Raw genomic sequence first — 22,090 nt, forward strand, 5'->3', positions numbered from 1 at the left:
GTACGGCCGTGCTGTCTGACGGGGGTGCTTTCTGCTGTGTCGATGATGCTGCCGGACGAACTCGAGTGGGTTCTCCAGATGCTGGGCTACAAATGGCCTACGGCAGACGAGGACAAGCTCAGAGACTCAGCGGCCCTGTGGCGCAAGTTCGGTGAGGACGTCACCGACCTGCACACCAAGGCCAACACCAGCGCCCGCACGGTGACCGCCAACAACGCCGGCGAGTCGATCGACAAGTTCACGAAGACGTACGAGAAGTTCGACGGCGGGGGCGGCGGAGACGGCTACCTCCGGAACGCCGCCGAGGCCGCCTTCCTCATCGCGAATGTGATGGAGACCTGCGCCTACCTCGTCGAGTTCGCCAAGTGGGCGGTGATCGCCCAGCTGATCGCCCTGGCCATCCAGATCGCCGCCGCGGCTGCCGCCGCGCCTTTCACCTTCGGTCTGTCCTCGGTAGCGGGAATGGGCGCCACCCAGGCGGCCCGCCTCCTCGTGCGCCGTATCCTCGACGAGCTCAAAAAGGCGCTGCTCGAGGCACTCATCGAGACCATGAAAGAGCCGGCGATCTCGGCGATCGAGGCGATCATCACCGACCTCATCCGCCAGACGGTGAACGTCGGCTTCGGCGCCCAGGAGGGCTATGACGTCGGCGCCACCATGAAGGCCGGTGGCACGGCGGGCCTTGAGGCCCTGAAGCAGAGCCCGCAGACGTTCGCCGAGGGCGTGCGCGACAGCATGGGCAAGAAGGCGGGCGATCGCTTCCACCACGCGATCGACAGCCGTATCGACGGGTACAACGGGCCGTCCGGGTCGCCGGGCGGCAACAGCGGTGTCGGGGCCGACGGGAGCGGGGACGGCAGCAGCAATAGCGGGAGCGGGGACGGCAGCAGCGGAAGCGGGGACTCCGGCTCGGGCAGCTCCAACTCCAACTCCAACTCTTCCTCGGACTCCGGTTCGTCGGGGTCATCGGACTCGTCGGACTCGTCGGACTCGTCGACGTCGTCGCGTTCGAGCAACGGCAGCGGGCCGGGTGCGAACATCGGCAGCGGGATATCGGCCGACACCGGCGGCAACGACATCGGCGGACCGAATGTGGGAGCGGGTCCCGACTCCGGCTCTGGGTCCGATTCCAACTCCGGCTCCGGCCCCGGTCAGAATCCGTCGTCCTCGGACACGCCGTACTCGAGGCCGGCGGTGGCCCCGTCCGGTTCGTCCCTGTCGGACTTCGACGACCCCTCGTCCGGGGGGCCGTCAACCAACTCCCCCGGTTCCAACGGTTCGTCGGGCACCCCGAGCTCGTCCGGTCCGTCCCACTCCGGCGGTGGTTCCGGCGTATCCGGCCTGTCGTCCCCGAGCCCGCAGTCGACGCCCTCGTCCGGGGCCACGTCGTCCGGCGGTACGTCCTCCTCGCCGGGGAGCGGCTCGATCGGCACCCAGATCGACGGCCTGGCCGCCACCGCTCCCACCCAGTCCAACGCCGCGCCCGCTCCGGCAGCCGACTCGTCTTCCTCCGGTTCCGGCGGCCGGTCGGACGGCGGCTCAGCCATGCCGACGTCGCCCACGGCGCCTTCCACCGGCGGTGCGACTCCGGGTGGGCAGCACAGCCCGGGCGCCTCCGGCGGCACCAGCACGCCGTCCGCCACAAGCCCGAACGCCAACTCCGCCCCGGCGAGGAATCCTTCCGCCGGTACACCTGGCACGCCCTCCGCCACGGGGACGGGGCCTGCCTCCACTCCGAGCGCCACGCCTTCTGCGGCGCCTCGGAGTACGCCGGCTGCGACGCCGGGCGGTACGCCTGCTGCAACGCCGGGGAGTGCGTCTGCCTCAACGCCGGGCGGTACGTCTACCGCAACGCCGGGGAGTAGGCCTGCCTCAACGCCGGACGGACGTGCTCCAGGGGCGGGGGACGGGCGTACGCCGGGTACGCAGGGCACGCCGGATGGTCGAATATCGGCCCAGCGGCCCGGGAGTACGACCCCGGGCGACGGCAGCACGCCGCGGAACACCCCTGCCGGTACGACGCCCGGCGACCGCACTCCGCCGCGCAGCAACCCCGGGACGGTTACCCCCGGTGACGGCACGGCACCTCGCAACACCCCTGGGAACACGACACCGAACGACGGCACCGCCTCCCGCAACAACCCCGGCACGACACCTGGCGACCGCACTCCGCCACGCAACAACCCGGGGACCGCCACGCCGGGGGATGGCACCACGCCTCGCAACAACCCCGGGAACACGACCCCCGGTGACGGCACCACACCTCGCAACAGCACCGACTCGACCGGCGGCAGCCGTACCAACACCCCGAACCAGAACCCGGCGCAGTCGACTCCCCCCAGGGCCGCATCGCCCTCCGCCAGCACGCCCGCGTCGACGCCCTCGACCTCGCCCGGCACCGGACCCGAGCGCGCCTCGACGCCGAGCAACAGTCCGCACTCGCCGACCCAGCCCGGTCCCACCAGCAACCCCGCGGCTCAGGGCACGCCCGGCACAGCGAACCAGCCGAACCCCGGCACCACCCCCAACAGGCCACCCCATCAGCCTGCGGGGAGCACGCCGAACACCCCGAACCAGCCGGGCGGGCAGCCCAACACCCAACAACCCTCGGCGAACACCCCGAACCACCAACAACAGCAGCCTCAGGTCACCCCGGTCCCGATCCACCACGTGACCCAGGTGCCGAGCAACCAGCCCAATCAGTCCAACCCACAGGGTCCTGACTCCACCCCCGGCAACCCCAACCAGCAGGACTCCTCGGACAACTCGAAGCCGAAGGAGACTCCGACCCCGGCGTCGGAGACCCGCAACGCCAACCCGCCGGGGGGCGTCACCGACCCCACCCGCGCCGAGCAGGACGCCCTGGAGAACTCGGTCCCCCGAGACGAGAACGGCGACCCGACCCGACCCCCGGACCCGGCGGACGGCCGCTGGGTGGAGCGCATCAACGGCGAAGGACGAGACGCCCCCGGGCGCAACAACAACTGCGTCGACACGGCCCTGTCCACAGTCGACACCTACGCCGGCAACCCGACAGCCGCCGGCGCACGCACCCCCGACCATGACGCCGACGGCAACCCCTCGGACCGCGGCGAAAAGGGCGGCCGCGACCGCATCGAGAACACCCTCGGCGCCCGCTTCAGCGACATGGGCAACGGACGCGACGCCTTCAACCGCCTGGAGAACACCCTCCGCAACAGCGGCCACGGCTCACAGGCCGTGATCATCACCCAGGACGCCAACGGGCGGGCGCACGCGTGGAACGCCGTCAACCACAACGGCAAGATCACCTACATCGACGCCCAGACGGGGCAGCAGAGCTCTAGGCCGCTGCACGACGGGAACAACGGGGTCTTCGCGATTCCGCTGGACTCGAACCGCCGCCCGGTGCCCACACATTCCTCGGAGTCCGGCCCGCGATCTCAGCCTGACTCCACCCGCCCCTCGTCCGCCACACCGGAGGCGGCAGGGCGGCGACCGAGTGAGGAGCCCGCAGGGCAGCCGGATGATCCGGCCGATCAGGACGACCCGCACAACTCGAAGAACCCTGCGGACGGCACGGATTCCACGGACAAGGACGGGAAGAAAGACCCCGACGACCATCCGTACACCGACCCTCACGACCGAGGCACAAGTGACACAGCGGATGAGAGCCAAAGGGTCACCGAGGGCGGACCGGAGACCGACACTTCCCGTACCCACGAGGACCCGGAGAAGCCCACCTCGCGGGAGTACGGCATCGAGCCCGACGCTCTCCAGCAAGGGTTGCGCGAGAACCGTGAGGTGCACCGAGTCGACCTGGACAGGGTCCACGACAGCCTCGACCGATGGACGGAGTCCGGCGAACTCGCACGTGTGCTCCGGGAGACAGAGCGCGGCAACGGCAACCAACCGCACGCCTTCACCAGGGACCAGCTCAGCCATGGCCTGAAGGGCTTCGGCAACCTGTCCCGGGGCGAGCAGCAGGCCGTCGTGGCGTCACTGGCCAGGCTCAGCTTCTCGTTCCACCAGCAGCACAGCGTCGGCCAGAACCCCGAACGGGTTCAGCACCCGTACCGTGAGCCGGGCGAGCCCGCACCCGAGCCCGGGACGAAGGACCGAGGGGGAAAGAAGTCAGGGGAGTCCCTGGGCGTGAAGCTGCATCGGAAGTTCGTGAACACGATGTTCAACGCCGGGGAATTCAAGAACCTTCCCAAGGAGCAATCGGATGCGCTCAAGCGGCACGGGCCCGACTTCTCCGGTAAGAACTTCGCCGTCCTGGAGGTACAGGGACCGCCGCCGGACGGCGAGGTCACCTATGTCGTGGATTCGTCCGTGCCCGCATCGCTGCCAGGAGTCACACCCCGCCACTCGGAACAGCATCTGCTCGACTGGTTGCAGCGCGTGGATCCCGACGGCACCCAGTACAAGCCCGTGGGCCTCTATACCGAGCGCGAACCATGTGGTCAGGGCCAGGGGCACATGAAGTGCTCCAACGTCCTGCAGCACGAGCGTTTCGCCGGTACCCCGATTCACTACAGCGCCACCTATCGGGACGATCCGGCCGGCGTGCAGCAACGCGATGCCATGCTTCCCGATAAACAAGCGGCCGTCGACGCCGTGGGCGACCTGTCGGACCAGGAGGTGAAGGAGGAGTTGCGGCGTCGCGTGGCCGAGAGGCTGGTTCCGAATTCGAAGGTTCTTGAACCGAACCTCCAGACGGTCGACGGCATGTCCCCAGAGGCCGCGCGGGCCCGGTTGGAGACCGAGGTGAAGCGCGAACATGACCGCATGCGCGAAGCCGTGGAGACCCATAAAGAGCAGGCGATCGACGCCGAGATGACCCGCCACATGGACGTCCTCGAACGGACCTGGGACAAACTGCGCCCCCAGCTTGTCCCGCCTGCCCCGGGTTCTCCACCGGGACAGACACCCGAATCCGGCAACACGGACCACGATTAGGCTGATTCTCATGCCAGACGACATCGACGCCCTCGTACAGATGGGCGAAGCAGCCGTCCCCCGTCTCCAGCAGATCCGTCGGCAAGGGCCGGGACGGCTTCGGGCCGCCGCTCTCCGGGCCCTTGCCGAGGTGAGCGGTTCCCGCGACTTCGACGCGAAGGACCTCGCCGCGGTCGAGCGCCTCATCCGTACGAAGCTCCTGGACGAGCGCCCGGTCACCATTCCAACGGCCGGACGCTGGATCGCCTTCCCCGCGGATCAGCTGGATACCGTCGTGTCGGTGTGGGGATTGCATGATCTCCGGGCAGCCACCACGGCCATGGGAGTCTCCGCGGCCACAGTGGCGCCGGATACCACTGACTTCACCGCCGCGGACGGAAGGCCCGCCACCGCGTTCCGGGTCTTCATCACTCCGGAATTCAAAAGCTGGCGCCTCTTGTACGGCAACTCGTTCCTGGACCAGCTCGGTGGCCACGAATTGGCCGAAAAGGCCAGCGAACAGTGCGGCGAGGCCCATTTCTACACCATCGACCCATACCACAATGCCGACGTGTGGTGGATTGCCCGCAGTGGGCAAGTGGTCCGTGGGTACGCCACTTACGGCGATCCGGAATGGGTGGGTGACCCGTTGCCGTTCGAGGTCGAGTTCATCGAAATGGACGAGGACGACCTGTGGTTCGACCCCTACTTCGCCGAGAAGTACAGCGAAGGGGTGACCGACGCACACAAGGCCGCCGAAGAACTCTCGGTCGAGCCCGGCCCGATACGTGAACGCGACACACATGGTCACGGCTGGCTGGCGACCACGCACCCGGACGTCCCCACCTCGCATTTCAAGGGCGCCCTGCCCGTCTGACCGAACCTGCCACAGGTCCCACAGCAGCCAGATGCCTTCGCATTCGTCCGCAGCAGCGGAGGACGGAAAGCCATGACAGATCCAGCCGACGACTATCTCCCTCACCCCCACATAGGCGGCCGCACCAACGCCCTACGGGCACTTGCCACCTGGCGTACGGAACGGCCGGGGGCACCTCGTGTCGTGATCGTGACGGGAGACTCCGGCAGTGGGCGCTCACGGCTGCTCACCGGATTTCTGATGCTCTGTGACCCGGACTTCCGCAAGCAGCTGCTCCTCGACCGACTGGATCCGTCAACCGTCCCACCCGAACTGCCGGCACCCGCCGCGGCGAACGCACGCGGGCTGACAGCGGCTCAGTTCCTGTGGGCCCTCGCGGACCATTACGAGCTGGAGACCGAGCGCTCCGAGGACGTCTACTCGGCGCTCGCCGCGCTGGACGAACCCGTCCCTCTCGTCGTCCTCGATGCGGATGAGGCCGGGCCAGTACGATCGGCGGACGAGCCGGCAAAGCTCGTCCGCGAGGTGCTCATGCCCCTGGCCGCGCTCGATTCCGTACGCCTCGTGGTCGAGCTGCCGCGCCCACTCGCCGGCGAAATGGCTGACGGCCTACCGGCAGGCACCGTGCAAATCATGGATCTGGACGATCCCCAGTGGGCCGACCCCGAAGTCCTTCTGCGACATGCCGACGCAGCCCTGAGTACGCAATTCGGTGCGCCCGAGCTGCCGTTCACTGTCGATCCCCAGATCCGGAGCGCCCTGGCAGCGGCCATCGCGCATCAGGCGGGCACGAGTGCACTGGTCGTTCAGCTCACCGTTCAGTGCGTCCTCACCGCACCTGAAGGGTTCGACCCCACCGACGGACAGCGACTGCCGACGTCCGTCGCCTCGGTCGTCGACTGGCACGCGCAGCGCCTCGGGGCCGACCCGGGAACCCTGCGGACGCTTCTCACCCCGCTGGCCTTGGCCGAGAGCGATGGCATTCCCATCGATCTGTGGACTCGACTCGTGAGCGCGGTCGCCGGACAGGACATGTCCGGCGCCGTCGCGTCCGGCATGCTGCTCGTCGGACCGTTCGTTCAACTGGCGCGGGCCTCTGACGACCCCACCGACGAGCGCACTCTGCTGCGCCTCGCCCACCCGGCGATCGGTGATGCACTCCGTGCCGCCCTGCCCCAGCCGCACGCCGTCCAGAGCCGCATCGCCATCGCGCTCCTCGAAGCCGTGCCGGACCAGGACTGGGGCAAGGCCGCGCCCTACGTACGTGACCGCATAGCCGGTCATGCATGCGGGGCCGGCCTGCTCCCCCAACTCCTCACTGATCCAGGCCTGTTCGTCCACGCCGATCCGGTGCGCCTGCGGGCCGCCGTCGAAGCCGTACCGCTTGAGGCGCTCGGTGCAGCGGCCCGCACATATCTGCGTACGGCCCCGCTGCTGACCCGCAACGAGATTTCATCGTTGGGGCGTGCCGCGCTGCTGGAGACTGCCTTCGTCGAGGACGGCCTGGCGGAGTACGCCGAAGCCACGCACCGCCTTGGTCTTGAGCTCCCGTGGCAGACCCTGTGGAGTCTGCCGGTGGCGGGGATCGACGAGGTGACGGTGGCCGAGTTGCCCGCCGACGATGGCACCAGCCGGTACGTAGCCGTCCTCGTCGTCCCTGCGGGAACACCGGGGGCATGGGGGACGGGCCAGGCGGACGCGGCGGGCTCACGTGGCGCTCTGCTGGTGCACGATCTTGTTCGGCCCGAACTCGTACCTGAGGCCGACCCTGCGCTCTTGATGCGTCCCTCGGAAGACGACAGGGCAGGTGCCGCCTTCGGGCTCAGCCAAGGCGCGGACTACATCCGTGTCTGGGACCGGGCCGCCGGCGACATGGTGACGGCCCTCCTGTCAGAAGTGCCCTTCAGCGGAGCCGACCTGTCCCCCACTGGAGTCCTGCTCGTGGCGACGGAGTACGGAGCGAAAGCCCTGCGCATTCGCTCCGCTGACTCCGCGCTGGCCTCATAAGCCTGTCCCTGCGTGGTCGCAAGCCTCTTCGACCTCGATCTTGACCTCGAAGGAGTCCTCTCGTGATCAGCCAGGAGCAGGCGCGTGCCACTGCAGATCGTTGGCTCAACCCTACCGACTCAGCAAGCATGCGCCGCGGGGTCAGGATGCAGGAGTTCAACCTCGGCTGGGTCGTGTGGGCCGCTCCAGCCCCGCTTGAGCGCGACACGGAGACCGGGGAACGGCGGCCACCCGCCGACATCGGAGACGCGCGCGGTGTGGTCGACCGGCGCACGGGCGAGCTGACGGTCTGGCCCTCAGTGCCGGCGGACGAAATCGTTGGGATGTACCGGCATAAGCATGGCGATACCGTCTCAAGCAATGAGGCTGCAGGAGACGCCCGTCCCGTCACCGGTCCCGGCAGCACGACGGTCTTCACTTACACAGATCCGACGACCCATGAGGAGACGGAGCTCGTCCGCAACTCCGCCCCAGGAATGCCGCCCAGCGAGTACCAGGTTTCGGCCGAGCTGCGGCGCATGGGCGTCCCCAACGAGAACGTCATCGCGATCCACACCGACCTGCGCCCCAGCCTGCTGCCCGGTGGCTACACCGCCGAGCTCCTCAACACGTACCGCAACGCCGAGCTCTCCTCTTCCCAGTCGTATGGTGCCCGTCCCGAGGTCCGCGCCGAAGGCATCGCCGGGCTGATCCAGCACGTCGAGACGATGCACCAGCTTGCCGGCCAACAACCCCCGCCCCGCCCCCACCGCACCCCGGTCCCGACGGCCGTCACCCTCACCGAGCCACTGTCAGACGCAGCCCTCGGCCACCACCTCGCCAACGTCTTCGGCTCAGACGGCGTACAGCGCTACGACCCGGGCGACGCAGCCGCAAGCCAACTCCCCGAAGCCACACAGTCGGTACTCACCTCGGCCGGCCTCCCCGCCGACCTGCCCCTCTTCTTCACCGCAGACCGCCCCGACACACCCCCCGCCGGTGGCCTCTTCGTCGACGTCTCGACCAACCTGCGCCGACGGCGCAGTCCAGCCGACGAGGACAAGATCGCCGTCCTCGCCCACCTGACCCGCATTGGCTGGGACGGCGTCGCGGTCCTCGCGGTGCAATGCCTGCCCGGCTCGACCGAACCCAACGGCCTCGGCGCCGTCTGGGCCATCGACCCGGTCACCGCATCCGCCCGCTTCGTGAACACCTCGCTCGGAGCCTACGCACGCTCACTCGCAGAACTGGCGGCGGCCAGAGACCGGATGCAGGGACTCGACCCGTTCGCGGCAGGTGCCGCGGTCGCGGAACTCCAGGAACAGCTGGTCGCCATCGACGGCTCGGCGCTCACCGATCCGGGGGCCTGGTGGTCACTCATCGTCGAGCAGATGTGGCACGGGCTGCTCTGAGCCCAATGGCGTTGCCGCGGAAGCCTGTTCCGTGATCGGGTCCGACGCGTTCCACCCAATTCCGCGATGCGTCATTTGCGCGCGCCGGCCGAGCACGTCCGTCCCTGCTCGAAGAGGCATGCTGAATGCGGAGGCGGTCAGGTCTCCTCCGTTCAACCAGGTCCGCGGAAGAGGCGGCCCGAGACGTGGCGTCGGCCCTCGGCATCGCGGCCACGGACTCCTTCAAGGCAACTTCGCCGCCTAGCCCGTCGAATCAGCGACGACCCAGGGGTCGGACTCGCGAACACGGACTGGGCGGGCCGGTTGCGCCTCGCGTGAACCGCAGTATGTGCTCGATGAAGTGGCACAGGCACTGATCGAGCACCATCGGCGCGAACCCCGCCGGACAGGACCGGCAGCAGTACAGCGACAGGAACGACGAAGAAGAATCGGCTCTCGGCGCTGACGTACCCTGATCGGTCAGGCCGGACAGAGGTGATGACAGTGTTGAGCGAGGATGCAGAGCTGGAAATCCTGGACTGGCTGCTCGACCCTCCGAAGGCCGCGCCGATGCTGTCGCTGCGTGGATCGCCGGGGGTGGGGAAGTCGGCGAGCAATGCTCAAGACCTGTGGACCGATTGAGGTCAGGTTCGTTCGGGTGGGTTGATCGCGACGAGTGGTGCCTCGAAGCCGTCATCGTTCTCCAGGTAGGTGGCGTAGTGCTGTCCGCCGCCGGCGTACGGATGCCGCTCGGAGAACATCAGCTGCCAGCCGTGCTCGGCGTCGGTGGCCAGTTTCTCGACCGTGGTGGTGTCCTTCACGTGGAAGGCGAGGTGGTTCAGTCCTGGCCGGCAGCGATCGTGGCGTTCGGCCGTGAGGCCCGGGGACTGCTCGATGACGAGGTAGGCCGATCCGAGCTGCCAGCCGCGTCCTTTCTCCCAGCTCTGGTGGACGGCGTAACCGAGCGCCCGTAGCAGCCAGCCGAACGAGGTGATTGCGCGGTGAAGGTCGGGCACCCACAGCTCGATGTGATGCAGTGTGCCGTGTGAGGGTCGGCTCATGCGGCGTCCTCGGCACGCTCAACGAGGTGACCGTTCTTGAAGCGGGCGCCGTTGCGGACGAGGGCGACGAGGTGGGGTGTGGTGACCGCGCGCCAGTGGCCCTGGGCGGACTCGACAAGCTTGAACACCATCGCGAGGGCTGCTGTCGGGCTGTCGGCCCCGCGAGTGACCTTGGTCCTCAACTTCACGGTGCTGAAGGTGCTCTCGATGGGATTGGTTGTGCGCACGTGCACCCAGTGTGCGGCGGGAAAGTCGTAGAACGTGAGGAGCTCGTCGACTTCGTCGGTGATCTTCTCGGCCGCTTTGGGTCACTTCGCTCCGTAGGCGCGTTCGAAGTCTTTGATCGCCTTCTCGGCGTGGTCGCGGTCCTCGGCGTTGCAGATCTCCTGCAGGGCCGACTTCGCGCCGGGCTGAGTAGCCTTCGGTGGCGCGTTCATGACATTGCGGACTTTGTGGACCCAGCACCTCTGGTGCCTGGCCGGCGGAAATACCTCTGCGAGGGCCCTCCACAGGCCCATCGCGCCGTCGCCGGCGACGAGTTCGGGATCACGCATGCCGCGTCGGCGGCAGTCACGCAGCAGATCCGCCCACGACTCGGTCGATTCACGCAGCCCCTCGGCCAGCGCGATGAGATCCTTGCGGCCGTCGGGGCGCACACCCACCCGGACGAGGACCAGGATGCAGGAGTGGGCCTGGCAGAGGCGGACCTTGGGGTGGACGCCGTCGGCCCGCACGTAGACGTAGTCGGAATCCGACAGGTCGCGGGCCTTGAAGGCGGTGTGGTCGTCGGTCCACTGTTTCGTCAACCGGGTGACCGTCGCCGGTGAGAGGCCGGCCGTCGAGCCCAGAAACTGCTCCATCGCGGGAACGAAATCCCCGGAGGACAGTCCGTGGAGGTAGAGCAGGGGCAGGACCTCGCTAATCTTCGGGGACCTGCGGCACCAAGGCGCGAGGATTCCGACGAGAGCCGCTTGCGACCACCAGACGACGGCCGACCTCGTCCCGCTCACCAGCCAACTCGGCTATGTACTGGTTGACTTCGGCCTCAAAGGCCGCAGCGAGCATCCTTCGGGCACCCTCGCGGACGATGTCGTCCATCAGGGATCCGGTCTCGGTGGTTCCGTCGTTGTTGACTACGTTGAGCACGGACGTGCCTTCCCAACCCGCGGTGCAACGCGGGTCTGCTCGGTGACTCGGCTGGTGAGACGACCCACCGTGCGGGGTCGGCGGCGGAACGACGGAAGCGGTCGTTGATGAATCAAAGTGTCTGACGCCTCATCACCAACAACCGTGCACCCCGATCACGGACTCGACCTCATCGTGACCGAATCATGAGAATGCTCGCGCCTTGGGTCTCGCATGACGTCGTCTCTGGCGGGCGAGCCGAACAAGCTCAGGTGAGACGGAGGCGAGGTGCCATGAGACGGAACACCTGCTTACCAGCCCACCCAACCTTCGGTCCATCGCCCGCCGAGCCAGTGCGACGAAGGTGGCACACATCCGCTGGTGGCACGACCCCGGTGCAGATACCTTTTTGCACCAGTGCACACTGCTCCTGGCCTGGACAGACGACGGAGGGGTGCGCATGACACAGACCATGCCTGCGGGGTGGGGACAGGCGGTACTACCGCCCCAGCCGGTACGTCCCCCGGGGAGCGGTGCCTGGGCGGCCTGGCTGGCCGGGGCGGTGATGCTCGGCGCCGAGGCGGTGACTGTGGTGACCGCGGCGTATCTGCTGAGCTTCCAGAACGAGTGGTTCCTGGCGGGCGGCTTCCCTGCGCTGTTCGGGTATCTGGTGACGGCCGTCGTGATGGCGATCTTCTTGACCCTCTTCGCCATCTTCGGATCGACGGTCGCGGTGCTTCCGCTGCATCTGCTCTCGAGGTGGGTTGCCCGGCGGAAGGGCCGGCGGGACCGCTGGTGGTGGTGCCTGGGAGTGATCGCCGCGGTGGCCGCCGCAATCGCGATCGTCGTGGGTTCGCTGGTGCTGAGGTCGGGGGATGCAGGGTTCCTGGTCTATCCGTTGCTCTGGCTCGGACTCGTCGCCGCACTGGCCCCGGCCACCCTCGTCGCCCGGGCCGCGGCGGGGCGGCGCAGCACCGGCGCCCGCTGGGCCGTCGTGGCAGCGGCTGCAGGCGGGGGCGTGGCTCTGTGGCTGGCGGTGCTCGTCGCGGGGATCGCCGCTTATCCGGCAGGCATCCTCAAGGCGTATGAACCACCGCGGCTCACCGCCGGTGAGCTGGCCGGGACCTGGTCCGACGGCCACGGCGGCACGCTGCGTCTCGAAGCCTCCGGCAAGGCTGTGGCAAACGGCGCGGACAGCTATCCCTTCGCCGCGGACTATGAGGACGAGCCCGAGGAATGCAACGGTACCGGCCACTGGAGAGAGGGCTTGCAGGAGGACGGCATCGGCCTCGACATTGAGGGCTGCGAGCTGCCGTTCATGACCTTCGGCGGTACGCAGGACAAGCCGACGCTCTATTACTGGATCGGCGACCCGGACTCGGGCAACCGGTACATCCTCACCCGGCAGGACTGAAGCCGCCGAGCAGCGGCTGCGGTGCCGGCAGCTGGAGGCCCGGGTGGCCGTGGTGACTGCGTTTCCGTGCGGCGTCGTGCAGGACTTCGGCAGCAGAGATCAGGTAGGGGCCTCAGATCCACAGGTATTGACAATTACGACAACGGCTGAAGCTGCGTCGTGCTGGCGAGGGGTGTACCGGGTAAGGCGGACGTCCCTGCCATCCCTCCCGGTCACGTTGTCGCGACCGCCACAGGATCACACCTCATTGAATGAACGCGCCTCAGTGGAGTGCTGGAACCCGTGAGCGGCCCCGCCACCAGCCACGCATCCCACGCACCTGGACCGTCGCAGTACGCAGGGCACGCCGGATGGTCGGATACCGGCCCAGCGCTCCGGGCGTACGAGCCCGGCGACGGCGGCACGTCCAGCAACAGCACGGACTCGACCGGCAGCAGCCGTACCCACACCTCGGGCCGCCAAGCCGAACACATTGGAAGTCAGCAGGTCAGCCTTGAGCCGTCAGACACCCACCCAGTCGCCCATGTCACCCGACCAAGCCCTGGCCGAGCTCCTGGAGTGGTCGGACAGCGGCACCCAGCGAGTGGCCGAGCTGACCGGCCCTCCCGGGTCTGGACGTACAGAGACGCTGCTGCAGCTGAGTGAGGCCCGAGGCGAGGCGGTTCTCGTGGATGCCACCGGGCTGACCTGCGAGGACGTCATCGATCGGGTCATGACGGCTGCGGAGTTCACCGCTCTGCCGGAGAAGCGGGCGGTCTGGGGATTCGAGCTGGAGGACTCCCCGCTCGGTGGCGGGCTGGTCATCATCGTCAATGCCCACCGTGCGGGCCGTACCCGGCGCTCCACCGAGCCCGAGCGCATGGTGCACCGCTTCACCGGTGTACTGGCCGTGGGCGGCGGTCTCAAGGTCGTGATCGAACGGGACCTGCCGGACGTCCGGTTGGCACACGATCACTTGGTCGTGGCACTGCAACCGAGCAGTTCCGAAGAGGCTGTGGGACACCTGCACGACGGCCCCGACAACGAAGCGTTGCGTGCCCTCGCCCTGGCCGAGGTCCGTCGTACTCCCTTGCCTGTGTGGACCGCCCTCGCCCAAGCGCTGGGGTCCCATGTGGGCCGGTCTCCGGATGTCGCCACAACGCTGGAGGCTGCTGGCGAGCTTCTTGAGGTGGAGGGCGACGGCTGGGTCCGCTTCCGTGACGAGCGGCACGCCGAAACGCTGCGTCTGACCACCGATGCCGAGATCGTACGAGCCGTGAATGGGGAGCTAGTCGCATGGCTGCGCGATCAGCCCGCGGCAGGGACGACCGGCCGGTACCTGGCACAAGGACTGGCGATGCACGCCGTGCAGGCCGGCGAGTTCGACTCCGTTCAGCGCTCCGGCCGGCTCGTGGCCCGTATCGATCAAGTCGCCCTGATCGACGCGGCGCACGCCGACGACTCGTACGTCCTGAACGGTGCGTCCCCGGCCGGCGACGCAGTCAACTTGTGGATGTGCGGCGTCGATTCCCTGTCCCAGGGTGAATGGGCATCGTGGCTGCACCTGATGAGTACGGTGCGTGGCGATACGGAGACCGCCGCCCAGATCGCCTCGTCCGGCCGGCCGCTGCCGTGGCAGGTGCGCTGGGCCCATTGGCGGCCGCCGGGCGCCCTGAACGCCGCGTACGTCCGGCCTGGCCCACTGGGAGACCCGGTCGTCGCCCCTGAGGACTATCTCCCCGGTCGGCACGTCGTTTCCGCTCCGGGGGAATGGGACGAGCGATACCGGGTCTGGGACGCCGAGACCGGCGAGGAGCTGGCCGGTCCCTGGCCGGAGGAGATGCCGGCACCGGGGCGGCGCGAGCCGCTCTGGCTCACCGACACCGAACGCAACGTCACACCCGACTGGGACGATCTGACCGTGTTCGACACCCTGGAACCACCCTTCGTGTCGGATCAGGTGAGGGTCGGCGACCTCCTGGTCGTGACGGGGCTCGGCGGCATCTTCGCGGTCGAGTTCCACGACCCCGCCGTAAGTCCGCACATCAGCAAGGTGCACGGGGAACCGCTCTTCGACGACCCCGGTTTCCTCCCCGCACTGCACCGCGGGACAGCATCCCGCCGAGGCTCGTACGACCCCGACCTCTTCGAACCGGGCGTCGTACGTCGCCTGCCCGCCGGCCTGCTGCCCGAGGGGGTGACCGACGCGGAGGCGCGCCGCGTACTCACGGACGTAGGACTGCCCGCCTTCGAGGGGGCCGCAATCCGGCTCGAGGCTCTGGACGAAGTTGGTCTGTCCCCGCTCGCCCCTGGCGACCTGTCGGCAGACGCCGTCCCAGGTGCGTACTACAAGATCGGTACGTGGGGTGCCGGTGACCTGGTCCTGCACGGCGGAACGGGGCAGGTCGTCCTGTTCGGTGCGGACGACTGGAGCAGCGCAGAAGACGACTACGACGCCTACTTCGACGACGAGCCCGAGGAGCCGCACGAGCCGGACGAGCCGGACGACGGCGGAGAGCAGGAAACCAGCGCCGTGCTGATCGCCGGCAGCCTGCCCGCGTTCATCGACCTGCTCCAGCACTACCTTGTGACCCGGTGCATGCTGGCCGCGGCAGGAAGCCGTATCGAGCGCGTCGCGATCAGAGACGATCTGAAGGACACGCTGCCCGACCTCGACCACGCAGGCACGGACACCAGTTTCTGGACTGCTGCACTGCGAACCACCGACTGACGACTACGCATCGCGTCCCTACACAGGAAGCCACCGCACTTGCTGTGCTGCGTTCGTTCGCCGCTTGGCGCAGGCCGTGCCGAGGGACCAGGACCGCCCTCCGCACAGGCGCTCCGGCTGATCGCCGATCACTTCGACCGCCTATGGGTAACCCGAATCCTCGATCTGCCCTACGGCGTCGGCCGACTGCGAGGTCCGCGCGCAGCTTCGCGCTGTGAACCCCGAGCCACTCAAGGCGGACTGTCCGCACGGCGATCTGGCGCTCGTCCGAGTGCCGACTGCTGCTCGCCGCTCTCCCCGCCGCTCCCCTGAACGCCCTTCACGCCGCCCGCCCCAGCCCCGACGGCCCCCTCCTGATCTCACTGATAACTTGCTGTTCTTACCTATTCACTCAGTGGGATTTCAATGAGCCAGCCACCGTTCCAGCCGCCACCGCAGCCTCCGCAACCCCCTCAGGACCCCAACAACCCTTACGCCCAGCCCGCCCCGCCTCCGCAGCAGCAGCCCCAGGGGTTCGGGCCCCCGCTCGCCCCCGGGCAGCCCCCGATGCAGGCCGGCCCGCCGCCCGCCCCCGGCCAGCCTCCGATGTACCCCGGAGCGCCCCCGGCGCCGGGACAGCCGTCCATGCAACCGATGCAATCCACGTATCCGATGCACCAGGCACCGCAGTTCCAGGCAGCACCCCCCTTCGGGCAGCGGCCGAACGCAAGCGGTCACCCGGTGGGCGCGGTCTTCCTCGGCTTCTTCGCGTCGGTCATCGTGTCGATGCTCTACAGCGGTCTCATCCTGGCCACGTACAAGGACCAGTCGGTCACGACCGCCAACACCCTCTACCTGGGTCACGCGCTGATCAACGGAGCCATAGTCGGCTGCCTGATCGGCATGGTGGGTCACCGCAACAACGGCGCCTGGATCAGTGGTGCCATCATCGCCGCGCTCGGCGCGTTCTTCGGCTACACCAACGCCATCCCGCTCGTCTTCGCCGACGCGGAGTCGCCCAGTGCCGTCTGGGACCTGTTGAGGTACGAGCCTTTCTGGCCGGCCAAAGCCTGGTGGACCGACGAAACCACCGACGGAGTCGACTGGTTCTCCCTGCTCGGCCTCGTGCTCGCGGCGGCCGCCGCCTGGGGCATCGCCTACCTGGTCGGTAACAAGCGCCGTCCGGCGTGAGGTCTCTTCGGATGCCGATCCGGGCGGCCACCGCCTGGTCCCCGGTCGGTAGCTGAGCCGAACCCCCGGCTGTCAGCCAGCGGCTACCAGCCGGCCCGCCCCACCCGCCTCAACGGAATGCGGGGCTGTCGCCGACAGCCGCCAACGCTCCGCCGATACACGCCACCATCATCGCCCACCGCGTGTGACCGGTCCGGGCGAGCACAAATCCCCAACCCCCGAGGGCCACACCCACGCCGTAGGTGGCAACCCAGACGCCGAGCGCATCGCCCTGCCCGAGGCGTACGACCATCAGACCCAGGCAGACCACGGCGACCAACCCGGCGATCGCCGCGTACATCCCTCGTGCCTGCCGCGCCTCGCGCCGCCGCTCCTCCACGAGCCCAGATCGGCCCTGGCCATGGAACTGCGCCCGCAGCTCGTCCGCGCTCGCCCCGGCAGAACCGCTGAACTGCGGCTGCCCGCCCGTCCCTTCAGGCCTGTTGGCCGCTCCACCGCTACCCGTAGTCATGGCAGTGCAGCTTAGCGGTCACGACCGGCGGCTCCGATGGTGGATCAAACCGCCACAAGCCACGCGGAGTTGGCGCTACGCCCCCTCAAGGGACGCCAATACGAACGACAACGGCAGCGTGGCAACGGCGAGAGCAAGCCCCGACGCGGCCAGCCCGGCACGGATCTCCCGCTTGCCGCGGACGCCCAGGTAGGCGGCGATGAACGGCAGGACACAACACAGGAGCAGGCTGAAATGCCAGCCCTCCTCCGTGATGAAGAAGACCATGGCGGCCAGGCAGACAGGCACCGAGCTGACGCTCAGGACCTGGCACCGAGAAAGGAAGAGCTCGAGGTCGCTGACCCCACCGAAGAAACTCATGACCCGGACCGCTCTCTCCTTCTACTACTGCTATTCCTACTACTACTGCTATTCCTACGGCTCCTGGCGCGCATCGCGCCCATACCGCTCATACCGTCAAGCCCGCTCATACCCTGGTGCCCTCATACCGCGGCATGGTCGTAACCACCAGTCCCCACCTGCGGAAACCCGTCCGCCGCCGAGAACCCGTTGACGGCCGCCGACATGACCACACCGAGCGCGGCCAGCGCCGACGCGAAGGTGTCGAAGGCCTTGGCCGCCTCGGCCCACATCTGCATGAGCCGGATGGCCTGCGCCGCGGCCAGCGCGAACATGGCGATCGACGCGGCCTGCCCGCCGACGGGAATCGCGTTGACGGCCTGCGCCGCGAGCAGGTTCACGAGCCAGATGACGAGCAGGTCGCAGAACATCACCAGGAACGACTTCAGGAACTCCGCGAACTGGAACGCCATCTGCGCGGCCTGCGCATAACACTCCTGCAGAGACTTGAAGGTCTCCTTGATCTCGTCGAGCTTCTTGGTGAACTCGTCGAAATACACGCTGGCAGCGTTCGCGGCATTGCCGTCCCAGCTCACACCCACGTTCTGAGTGCCCTTGCGCACATTCGCAGACACCGAGTCGCAGAACGAGGCGAGGTTGCCCCATACGTCGGAGCAGTCGTTGTACTTGTTCCAGTCCCCGAAAACCCAGTTCGTGCAGACGCCGAAGGGGTCGAAGTCGAAGAGCAGCTTGGACGCCTCCACGGCCATCGCCGAGGGGCTGCCCAGGTCGAGGACGCTGCCGAGCGTCTTCTGCACGGGATTCATCTTGTACTCGTCCGCATGGCCCGACGCGTACTTGACGATGGGGTTGCTGGGATCACCGGGCGGCTTCAGCGTGTCCGCGGCGTCACTGGCGTCGGAGAAGTCGTGCGGGTCACCGCCGGAACCGCCGTCCGAGACCTTGGAACCCGGATAGGTGGCGTCGAGTTTGGCCGCCTCGCCGCTGTCCGTTTCCCGGTAGTACTTGGCGGTGCCGGTCAGCTCCTTCTCGGAGGCCTCCAGAAGGCTCTTGACCTTCTCCAGAGCCTTCTTGGCCTCGCTCACATACTGATCGTGGTCACCCGCGACCAGATCCCAGGCCTCACCGCCGACCGACTTCTCGATCTGCGCATGGGTGCCGGTGTACGAGACAGCCTGCGCACTGCCGTCGGCGGCGCGTCCCACCAGCTTCGAGAAGCCGTCGATCGCACCGGGTTCTACTCGAAAGCTCACATCTCCCCCATCGCCTGCATCAGCTCATCGATCAGCGGTCCGGCCGCCGGGCACGGCCGGTCGCCACAGGTACGACCGCTCAGCACGAGGGCCGATCAGTACACGGACCAGCCGCGCCCGTCGTGACGCGATTTCGTACCCGAACGGTTCTCCGACTCCGTACGCCGCTCGTCGTCGAGTTGCCGCCGCTCCTCCTCGAGCCGACGCTCTCCGTCAGCGGCGAGTGCCTCCCGCTCGCTGTCGGACATGGAGGCCCACTTCTCGGCCAGCGGCGCAGACTGCTGCACCGCCTCCTCGGCGTACGCCGAGACATCGGCCGCCTCGCGCAGCCCCATCCGTCCGGAGAGGACCTCCTGAGCCATCTCCTTGAGCGCAGCGCCTCCCAGCCCCGACGCGAGATGCTCCAGGGACTGCCGCAGGATCTTGGCCTGGGCGGCGTCCTGCTGGGTCATCTCCAGAAACTCGGAGTCATCTACGCGCTTGTCGGAATTGTTCGCGGCGCTGTCCAAGGGGTACCTCATCGGGAGGGTCGGCGTGTCTCGACCGGCGTGAACCTACCAACGCATCTGCGAACGCTTCAACACACGGTCGGCGCAGCAACCTGGCAGTCGGTTTCAACTCGACGCGTGCGGGAGCTTATTGATCTTTGAGAGGCTACCGGGATCACGAACTTGATCATTCACCACGGGCCGATTACCTATGCCCTGAATTCCCCAATTCGCCGAATTCATCCTACGTCTACGCAATGCCGGCTTCGTAAATTCGCAGATGCGGCACCGGTTCGCGATCACTTCCTTGATCACCTTCGGCGCGGAACCGATTCGAGGTGGCTCAACCGGACCGGGAACGCCGAGGCCATACGGCTCCAGCCCTGGCCGCCGAAATGGACCGAGGTGGGGATACGCGTCACTTGGCGAAGATCCATGACCCACCCACCTCGGCCCGACTGGGTGTGCCGGTGAAAGAGCGCGCGGGACGCTTACACGAGTTGCAGACTGCAGTCCGTGACCTGCAACATCACGGCCTGCTGTTCTAGATCTGGGGCTACCCTGCTCATCGCCCGCGTATGTAAGGCACCGGGGCAGCGCTTGAGAGCGGCTTGCTACGAGCGTGATGTCCGCGACGCGTCACCCGAACTCGTTACGAGCCCAGTCATCCGTATGCCCCGACGGGGTGGGGGACCCCGAAGTGCCGGTGGCAGCAGAAGGACCGGTGGAGCCGGGCGCCGCGGGGGTACCGGTCGCGGCGGTACCGGTCGCCGCCCCATCGGACATCGACGTGGTGTCGGCGTCCCCGACACCGGATCCATGCCGGGCCAACGCATCGACCCCGTGCTGCGCCCGATCCCCGACCGCCCCGCTGACGGTCTCCTTCGCGTGGTCCACATACGTGGCCGGAGCCACGTAGCCGGCGAGTGCCGACCCCTCACCTCCGGTGACCTCGTTCTTGAGGCCGTCCACATAGTCGCCGACTGCCGTCTTGGCGACGTCCGTCGTCTCTCCAAGATCGATACCGGACCGTGCGTCGAAGTAGGCCTCGATGCCCTGCTGACCGAGGTTCTGCGCCATTCCGACGGCGGCCTCGCGGGCCTTGTCCTTGGCCGCGTCGACCACCCGCTCCTGGACGAACTGCTTGACCTGCTCCTTGACGACCTTCTTGGCCACCTTCTTGAGGGCGTCCATGGTGGCGTGCTCCATGGCCTTGGTGATCGCCTCCATGACCTCCTTCTTGAGGCGGTCCAGCAGTTCCCGGACGATCAGCCGTGTGGCTTGCGTGGCACCCAGCGCGCCGACCTCGGACAGCCCGAAGGTGAAGGGGGCCGCCGCCTGCGCGGCGATGATCTCCATCGCGAGGGCGATGAATTGCGCAATCACGGCCAACTTCGCCGTGAGGACCGCCACCGCGGCCACGTCGAAGGCCAGGGCGATCACGTCGCACGCGGTTCTCGCGTCAGGGATGTAGCGGTCCTCGCCGTTCGCGCCCGTGTACGCGCCCCAGTCCTTGCTGAACCCCTCGATCGCGGTACCGAAACTGCTGGAGACGACGGTCCGGGCGAAGCCCTCGCCCTGCGCCTGGATCTCCTCCAGCTCCTTGCCGAAAGCCCGCCAGGCCTCGGCCACCTGATGCAGCGCTTCCTCATCGGCCTCGGGCCAGCTGTAGCCGAGGAGGTCGAGTACCCAGACGAGCTCGCCGGGCAGTGTGAGCGACATGTCAATAGTCCCGAATGCGCCTAGAGTTGACCGGAGATCCTGTCCAGCAGGCCACTGTTCGACGCGTCCGATGCGTCGTAGTCACGTGCGTTGTCCTGCAGGTTCTGCCCGATCTGATGAAGCCGCTCCGCGAGGCTGTCCATCGACGTGAAGATGCCGTCACGAATCGGCGTGTAGACCTGCCCGAAGATTTCTCCGAAAGTCGCATCCGCCCAGGGCTCCCCGATGCCTTCAAGGGCACCCTCAAGCCGCTTGGACGCGGTCGCGAAATCACCCCCGAGAGTGGCGAATCGCTGCCCTTGTTGCCGGAGGACATCCGTGTCCACGTTAAAAGTTCCGAACGTCATGACGCTCCCCCGAACTCCCGTTGCTGTACGTCATATTGCACGACAGGCGGATAGCTTAGACTCCTCGCGCACGACTCGGAAGTCGACTGGTCAAGAAATCGTCAAGGAATTCAAAGGGACGCCCAAAGTGGTGACAGCTCAGCCGCGTTACAGCAGCACAGCCCGGTGGGCGGGAAGACTCCTCGGATTGGGACTGCTCCTCGCGGCCGTGGCCGTCGCCACGGTGACCATTCCGGAACTGCGCAGTGAACTGGCCGGTGACGGCACCGAGGGGACCCTCACGATTTCTTCATGTGAGACACACACGAAGACCCACTACGGCACGCATCGACGTTCGACAGAACTCCGTTTCAGTTGCACCGGAAACTGGATGGCTCAACAAGGCGGGACCGCTTACCGAAATGTAGAAGTGGACACTTCGTCGCGTTTCGAATCCGGTGCGAAAATCCCGGTCGTACAAGTGGACGGCACTTTCGAGCAGCCGCAGGACCGTGACCCCGGAGACGACGCCGCGATCCTCGCGCTCTGCCTCTCCTTGCTGTCATTCGGCATCCACTGCCTCCTCACCGGCTTCGGCTCCCGCAACGGCCTCGGCTTCGCGGCCTCCTGGAGTTCCTTGCCGGCCCGGACCATCACCGGTCCCCTCCTGGGCGGTCTGTTCGCCCTGGGCGTCCTGACAGCACTCGTGTGCGCATTCGCCCTGTGATGCCCGTATCCGCACTCTCGCACTCTTCCGCACTCTGAGGAGTCACCCC

General features: G+C 67.6%; 16 protein-coding genes and 1 pseudogene. 9 read left to right on the top strand and 8 right to left on the bottom strand.

Annotated elements, in window-relative coordinates:
* The first annotated feature begins 42 nt into the window (after nucleotides 1-42).
* The 5 genes from ACZ7M7_RS33060 to ACZ7M7_RS33080 all read left to right on the top strand — a co-directional run bounded on the left by ACZ7M7_RS33060 (nucleotide 43) and on the right by ACZ7M7_RS33080 (nucleotide 9,816).
* A complete protein-coding gene (locus tag ACZ7M7_RS33060; RefSeq protein WP_472123376.1) occupies nucleotides 43-4,941 on the top strand; it encodes a toxin glutamine deamidase domain-containing protein in 4,899 nt (1,632 codons plus the stop codon).
* A gap of 10 nt (nucleotides 4,942-4,951) precedes the next feature.
* Nucleotides 4,952-5,797 carry a hypothetical protein gene (locus tag ACZ7M7_RS33065; RefSeq protein WP_472123379.1) on the top strand — a complete coding sequence of 282 codons (846 nt, stop codon included), beginning with the start codon at nucleotides 4,952-4,954 and terminating at the stop codon, nucleotides 5,795-5,797.
* Between the two features lie 72 nt (nucleotides 5,798-5,869).
* Entirely contained in the window at nucleotides 5,870-7,804 is a 1,935-nt protein-coding gene (locus tag ACZ7M7_RS33070; RefSeq protein ID WP_472123382.1) for an ATP-binding protein, read from the top strand.
* A 323-nt stretch (nucleotides 7,805-8,127) separates the two neighbouring features.
* Entirely contained in the window at nucleotides 8,128-9,195 is a 1,068-nt protein-coding gene (locus ACZ7M7_RS33075; protein ID WP_472123864.1) for an SUKH-4 family immunity protein, read from the top strand.
* Nucleotides 9,196-9,681: 486 nt separating this feature from the next.
* Nucleotides 9,682-9,816: a hypothetical protein gene (locus tag ACZ7M7_RS33080; protein WP_472123385.1), complete on the top strand. Its 135-nt coding sequence runs from the start codon at nucleotides 9,682-9,684 to the stop codon at nucleotides 9,814-9,816.
* Nucleotides 9,817-9,818: 2 nt separating this feature from the next.
* Here ACZ7M7_RS33080 and ACZ7M7_RS33085 read toward each other — a convergent pair whose 3' ends face one another.
* Nucleotides 9,819-10,235 (bottom strand): VOC family protein, encoded by a 417-nt coding sequence (locus ACZ7M7_RS33085; RefSeq protein WP_472123387.1) that lies wholly within the window; start codon nucleotides 10,233-10,235, stop codon nucleotides 9,819-9,821.
* Nucleotides 10,232-11,381: pseudogene (locus ACZ7M7_RS33090) on the bottom strand (IS256 family transposase). Before ACZ7M7_RS33090 ends, ACZ7M7_RS33085 begins: the two are co-directional and overlap by 4 nt.
* A gap of 439 nt (nucleotides 11,382-11,820) precedes the next feature.
* Between ACZ7M7_RS33090 and ACZ7M7_RS33095 the strand changes: the two are divergent.
* The 3 genes from ACZ7M7_RS33095 (at nucleotide 11,821) to ACZ7M7_RS33105 (ending at nucleotide 16,654) form a co-directional block, all read left to right on the top strand.
* A complete protein-coding gene (locus tag ACZ7M7_RS33095) occupies nucleotides 11,821-12,774 on the top strand; it encodes a hypothetical protein (protein WP_472123390.1) in 954 nt (317 codons plus the stop codon).
* A 523-nt stretch (nucleotides 12,775-13,297) separates the two neighbouring features.
* The gene (locus ACZ7M7_RS33100; protein WP_472123393.1) at nucleotides 13,298-15,484 is read left to right on the top strand and encodes an SUKH-4 family immunity protein; all 2,187 of its coding nucleotides are present in this window, start codon (nucleotides 13,298-13,300) and stop codon (nucleotides 15,482-15,484) included.
* 633 nt (nucleotides 15,485-16,117) lie between these two features.
* Nucleotides 16,118-16,654: a hypothetical protein gene (locus ACZ7M7_RS33105; protein WP_472123396.1), complete on the top strand. Its 537-nt coding sequence runs from the start codon at nucleotides 16,118-16,120 to the stop codon at nucleotides 16,652-16,654.
* Between the two features lie 109 nt (nucleotides 16,655-16,763).
* On the opposite strand, the gene ACZ7M7_RS33110 is transcribed toward ACZ7M7_RS33105, so the two are convergent.
* The 6 genes from ACZ7M7_RS33110 to ACZ7M7_RS33135 all read right to left on the bottom strand — a co-directional run bounded on the left by ACZ7M7_RS33110 (nucleotide 16,764) and on the right by ACZ7M7_RS33135 (nucleotide 21,335).
* Nucleotides 16,764-17,165: a hypothetical protein gene (locus tag ACZ7M7_RS33110; protein WP_383607301.1), complete on the bottom strand. Its 402-nt coding sequence runs from the start codon at nucleotides 17,163-17,165 to the stop codon at nucleotides 16,764-16,766.
* 75 nt (nucleotides 17,166-17,240) lie between these two features.
* Complete coding sequence (locus tag ACZ7M7_RS33115) at nucleotides 17,241-17,525, bottom strand: hypothetical protein (protein WP_383607302.1); 285 nt, start codon at nucleotides 17,523-17,525, stop codon at nucleotides 17,241-17,243.
* Nucleotides 17,526-17,647: 122 nt separating this feature from the next.
* Complete coding sequence (locus tag ACZ7M7_RS33120; RefSeq protein WP_383607303.1) at nucleotides 17,648-18,778, bottom strand: hypothetical protein; 1,131 nt, start codon at nucleotides 18,776-18,778, stop codon at nucleotides 17,648-17,650.
* Between the two features lie 95 nt (nucleotides 18,779-18,873).
* The gene (locus tag ACZ7M7_RS33125; protein ID WP_427839650.1) at nucleotides 18,874-19,287 is read right to left on the bottom strand and encodes a hypothetical protein; all 414 of its coding nucleotides are present in this window, start codon (nucleotides 19,285-19,287) and stop codon (nucleotides 18,874-18,876) included.
* A 618-nt stretch (nucleotides 19,288-19,905) separates the two neighbouring features.
* Nucleotides 19,906-20,988: a WXG100-like domain-containing protein gene (locus tag ACZ7M7_RS33130; RefSeq protein WP_472123400.1), complete on the bottom strand. Its 1,083-nt coding sequence runs from the start codon at nucleotides 20,986-20,988 to the stop codon at nucleotides 19,906-19,908.
* 20 nt (nucleotides 20,989-21,008) lie between these two features.
* Nucleotides 21,009-21,335: a WXG100 family type VII secretion target gene (locus ACZ7M7_RS33135; RefSeq protein ID WP_383628403.1), complete on the bottom strand. Its 327-nt coding sequence runs from the start codon at nucleotides 21,333-21,335 to the stop codon at nucleotides 21,009-21,011.
* A gap of 187 nt (nucleotides 21,336-21,522) precedes the next feature.
* Here ACZ7M7_RS33135 and ACZ7M7_RS33140 point away from each other — a divergent pair, with 187 nt between their 5' ends.
* Nucleotides 21,523-22,041, top strand: a complete 519-nt coding sequence (locus tag ACZ7M7_RS33140; RefSeq protein WP_472123403.1) for a hypothetical protein — start codon at nucleotides 21,523-21,525, stop codon at nucleotides 22,039-22,041.
* Nucleotides 22,042-22,090 lie beyond the last annotated feature (49 nt).

The organism is Streptomyces sp. NPDC111606 (genome assembly GCF_055656945.1).